The organism is Streptacidiphilus neutrinimicus (genome assembly GCF_000787815.1).
GTDB classification, from domain to species: domain Bacteria; phylum Actinomycetota; class Actinomycetes; order Streptomycetales; family Streptomycetaceae; genus Streptacidiphilus; species Streptacidiphilus neutrinimicus.
On the sequence record NZ_BBPO01000043.1, the window covers coordinates 68,678 to 73,026 of the forward strand.

The 4,349-nt window shown below is 72.4% G+C and carries 5 protein-coding genes; all 5 read right to left on the minus strand.

All coding sequences use genetic code 11. The annotated features are described in order from the left end of the window. Window positions 1–173 precede the first annotated feature (173 nt). The 5 genes from TR48_RS25040 to TR48_RS25060 all read right to left on the minus strand — a co-directional run bounded on the left by TR48_RS25040 (window position 174) and on the right by TR48_RS25060 (window position 4,216). A complete protein-coding gene (locus TR48_RS25040) occupies window positions 174–845 on the minus strand; it encodes a copper chaperone PCu(A)C (protein ID WP_042371198.1) in 672 nt (223 codons plus the stop codon). A 9-nt stretch (window positions 846–854) separates the two neighbouring features. After that, window positions 855–1,592 carry a hypothetical protein gene (locus TR48_RS25045; RefSeq protein WP_042371200.1) on the minus strand — a complete coding sequence of 246 codons (738 nt, stop codon included), beginning with the start codon at window positions 1,590–1,592 and terminating at the stop codon, window positions 855–857. Between the two features lie 249 nt (window positions 1,593–1,841). Then, window positions 1,842–2,882: a cation diffusion facilitator family transporter gene (locus TR48_RS25050; RefSeq protein ID WP_042371202.1), complete on the minus strand. Its 1,041-nt coding sequence runs from the start codon at window positions 2,880–2,882 to the stop codon at window positions 1,842–1,844. A gap of 83 nt (window positions 2,883–2,965) precedes the next feature. Then, entirely contained in the window at window positions 2,966–3,751 is a 786-nt protein-coding gene (locus tag TR48_RS25055; RefSeq protein WP_042371203.1) for a TetR/AcrR family transcriptional regulator, read from the minus strand. Between the two features lie 72 nt (window positions 3,752–3,823). Then, window positions 3,824–4,216: a TraR/DksA family transcriptional regulator gene (locus TR48_RS25060; protein WP_042371205.1), complete on the minus strand. Its 393-nt coding sequence runs from the start codon at window positions 4,214–4,216 to the stop codon at window positions 3,824–3,826. Window positions 4,217–4,349 lie beyond the last annotated feature (133 nt).

Consider the following 4,349-nt stretch of genomic DNA (forward strand, 5'->3'; position numbering starts at 1 on the left):
TGGAGGATGAGCACGCCAGCTCGGGTGGTTGCGCCGGCGGTGCGGCTCGCGGGGGAACCCGCACCGCCGCCGCAGCCGCCCGATCTGACGGGGGAGCCGTGAGGCCCCACGCTCGGCGGAGCGTGGGGCCTCAGGTCGTTCGGGGTGCCGGGGAGCGCGGCGGACGCGCCCGGCTACTTCTCGGGCGGCAGACGGTCCATGTAGTCCATGGCGTGCATCACGTCCTCGACCGTGAGGGTGTTCGCCGGGCCGACCGGGGCCCAGGAGTGGACCGTGCCGGACTGGGCGAAGCTCAGGTCGAGCTGGATCACGTCGTGCAGCTTCGGGGTGCGCCGCAGGCCCGAGAGCTCCAGGTGGAGCCCGCCGGGGCGAAGCGTGACCGAGGAGTGGGCCGGGACCGTGATCCATGGCTGCGTGTGCCCGGAGGCGTCGACCAGGCGGACGGTGGTCGCCCACGGCGTCGTCACGTCGAGCAGGCGGTCCGCCGTGCCCCCGCCGTTGCGGATGGTGAGGTACGCCTCGACCGGACCCGACGCCTGCGCGGGCGGGTCCAGGTGGGAGGAGAGCAACGCCAGCTTCGCGGGCGGCGGGGACGGGGTCGCCGCCGAGGCGGCGGCTCCGGAGCCGCCGTGCCCGACCAGCATCATGACCACGGCCAGCAGGGCCACGAGCGGGCCCTGGATCAGCAGCGCGCGCCGGGCCCCGGGCAGGCCGCCACGGCCTGCGGCGGCCGCCTCCAGGGCGGCAGCCTCGGCCTCGAGCGCCTCCAGGGCCTCGAGCGAGCCTTGCGTTTCCGCGGCGTCCTCGGCCGCCGCGTCCGCGTCCCGCTCGTCAGTCCGCTTCACGGTGTCGGCCTAGTAGCCCGAGGGCCAGGTCCAGTCCTTGTAAGGGACGACCGTGCCCACGTCGATCTGGACCTTCTCCAGGTTCTTGAACACGATGGCGCGCGGGTCGCCGGTGTACGGCTTGCCGTCGACGAAGACCGTCAGCCTGCCCTGGTGGCCGGCGATGTTGTCGCTGCTCAGCGGCTGGTTCCAGAGGTCGAAGAGGTTGCCCAAGTCGTACTGCTGCTGGGTCGGCGACTCGACGTGGATGATGCCGGTCTCGTCGTGGGTGTGCAGGAAGTAGAACTTGCTGCCGCCCGCGACGAACGCGGTGCCGTCCTGGGCCTGCTGGAGCTGGAGCGGCGGGACGATGCCGACGCCGTAGGGGATGGTCATCTGCTTGCCGTCCACGAACACCTGCAGGTGCGTGTGGATGTGGTAGACCGTCTGCTCCATCTCGTTGCTCTTGACGATGCCGTCGATGTCCTGGCCGTCGGCCTGGTGAGCAGTGGACGCGAGCAGGTTGGCGCTCTTGTCGATGGAGGGGTCGGTCGCGGCCGCGCTGGCCGCCGCCTTCGCCTTGGACTTGTCGGTGCTGTTGATGGCCCAGTTGGCCAGGACGCCGACGCCGGCGAGCAGGACGACGCCGCCGACGATCATGGAGATGTTGATCGTCCGCTGGCGCCGGGCCTCCGCGGCCCGCTGGGCGGCGATCTTCTCCTGGGCTATGCGGCGGCGCTCGGCCTGCGACGGCTTGTTCTGGGTCATCGGTCCTCGGTTGCTGCTCGGTGGCGAGGGCGCGTCGCGTCCCCGCGTGCGTCACGTTAGTGCGCGGTCGGCTAAGCGTTTCGTAAGACCGGCCTGGGTGGGGAGGGCAGCCTTTAGGGTTTGTCCGGTTTGAGGCAAATCAGAGCGTCACAGCTTGATAACGGCCACGCGGAGGGGTGGCTCATCGCTCAGTGACCGCTCAGTGGCTCCTCGGGCACCGCTCAGTTCGATGCCCGGTTCGGTCGCCGCTCAGTGCGCCGCGCGGTGCGGGCTGCCGTGCGGGTCGCGGCAGTGGGCCGCGTCCTGCGCCCGCGCGGGGGCGCTGCCGAGCTGGAGCGTCTCCGGGGAGGCGTGGTCGACCTGGAGCGTGGTGTGGTCGATCTCGTAGCGCTCGCGCAGCTCGTGCTCGAGTGCGACGCGGACCGCGTGGCAGTCGAGGTCGTCGCGGACCAGGACGTGCGCGGAGAGTGCCGGGTAGCCGGAGGTGATGGTCCAGATGTGCAGGTCGTGGATCTCCACCACGCCCGGCACGGCGGCGAGCCGGGCGCCGACGGCGTCCGGGGCGAGACCCGTCGGTGCGGCCTCCAGGAAGATCCGCCCGGACTCGCGCACCAGGCCGTAGCCGGCCCGCAGCATCAGGGTCGCGACGACCAGGGTCGCCACCGCGTCCGCCCGGTCGAAGCCGGTCAGCAGCACGACCAGGCCGGAGACCGCGGTTGCGATGAACGCCCAGGCGTCGTTGAGGATGTGCTGGTAGGCGCCCTCGACGTTGAGGCTGGTGCGGTTGGCCCGCGAGATCAACCAGGCAGCCGCGATGTTGACGACGATGCCGACCAGCGCGGTCACCAGGACCACGCCGCCCGCGACGTCCGGGGGCGAGATCAGGCGGCGGATCGCCTCGTAGAAGAAGAGCGCGGACAGTGCGAGCAGGGTGATCCCGTTGGCCTGGGCGGAGAGGATCTCGGCGCGCTTGAGCCCGTAGGTGAGCGAGCCCCTGGCCGGTCGGGCGGCCAGGCGCATGGCGATCAGCGCCAGCACGATCGAGGCCGCGTCGGTGAGCATGTGGCCCGCGTCGGAGATCAGCGCGAGGGAGTGGGCCAGGAAGCCGACAGTGACCTCGCCGACCATGAACGCGGCGATCAGCGAGAGCGCGCCGATCAGGTAGCGGCGGTCGGCGTCGGCGGAGACGCCGTGGCTGTGTCCCGCATGGCCGCCGTGGCCCGCGTGGTCGTGGCCCGTGCCGTTGCCGTGGTCGTCGTGAGCGTGGCCGTGCTCGTGGTCGTGGCTCACGGTTCGCTCCTCGCGCAGGGTGGTCGCGGGCGCGCCGGACGGCGCTCCCGAGGAGAACTATACCGGAACGAATGAACAATCATTCATATCTGATGGCCGCCGGACGCCAGCCGCAGCACCTCGTCCGCCACGCCCCCGTCCGACATCAGGCCCGTCAGCTCCTGCAACAGCCGTCCGGCCGGGCCCTCCGAACGCTCCAGGGCCAGATACCCGCGCAGCCGCGGCCGCAGGCCCGGCTCGTGGATCTGCGCCACCAGCAGCTGCATCACGAACTCCTGCACGAGCTTCAGCTGCAGCTCCTCGCGGTGCAGCCGCCGCCCCTCCTGCTGGTCGGCGAGCCAGGCCAGCGCGGTGATCTCGGCGTTGCCGATCCAGGTGCGCACCGCGAGGCGCATCCGCGGACTCGGCTCCGACAGCTCCAGATGCTCCAGCACGCACCGCTCGGCCGTGTGCCGGACCTGGTCCACGACCGCGCCCGTCCCCGGGCTCGCGGCCGGTGAGGCGTTGCGCAGCAGTGCGGCGAAGCCGGGGCCGTGGTGCTCGACGAAGTCCAGGTAGCGGCCCATCACCCGGTGCAGCCGATCGGAGAGCGGCCCCTCCTGCGGCTCCTCGAACAGCGCGGCCAGCTGCTCGCCGGCCCGCCTGATCGCCTCCTCGTACAGGGCCTGCTTGCCGGGGAAGTAGTGGTACACCAGCGGCCGGGAGGCACCCGCCGCCGCGGCGATGTCGTCGATCGACACCTCCTCGGGCGGATGCCGCCCGAACATGTCCAGCGCGACGGCGATCAGCTGCTCCCGCCGCTGCTCGACACTGAGCCGACGTCGCGGCCGCGACGCGGCGGCACCTGTGGTCCCCGTGGCGGCGGTCATGCAGGGCAGCCTAGTGCGCGCCGCCCCCGTCCGGCTGGAGAGCGCGCCACGGCCCGATCCACGAGACCGGCCCTAGCCGTGGGCGGCGGCCTCGGCGCAGACGACGCAGTGGGTGGCCGCCGGGCGGATCTCCAGGCGACCGGCCGGGATGGGCGCCCGGCAGGCCTCGCAGCGGCCGTACGTGCCGTCGTCCAGGCGCTTGAGCGCCTGCTCCAGCTGTTCCTGCTCCTGGCGGCCCTGGGCGAGCAGGGCGGCGACGTGCGCGCGCTCGAAGGCGGTGCTGGACCCCTCGGGGTCGTGCTCGTCGTCGACGGCGACCAGGGCGTTCGCCTCGACGATCGCCCGGTACTCGCCCTCCAGCGCGGCGATCCGGGCGCCGACCTCGGCCTGCTGGCGGGTCAGCAGATCCCGTACGTTCTCAGGGACCGGTCCGCTGGTCCGGCCCTTCGCGGATGGATGCGACATGCCGCCTGCCTCTTTCCCACGACGGTGGAGCCCCACGACGGTGGAGCGGGGCGGTCGCGAGCGACGCGACCGGCACCCTGCCACCGCACCTACCCGCTCCGGCGGATCGGACCCCGCCGGGCGGTCACGCGGT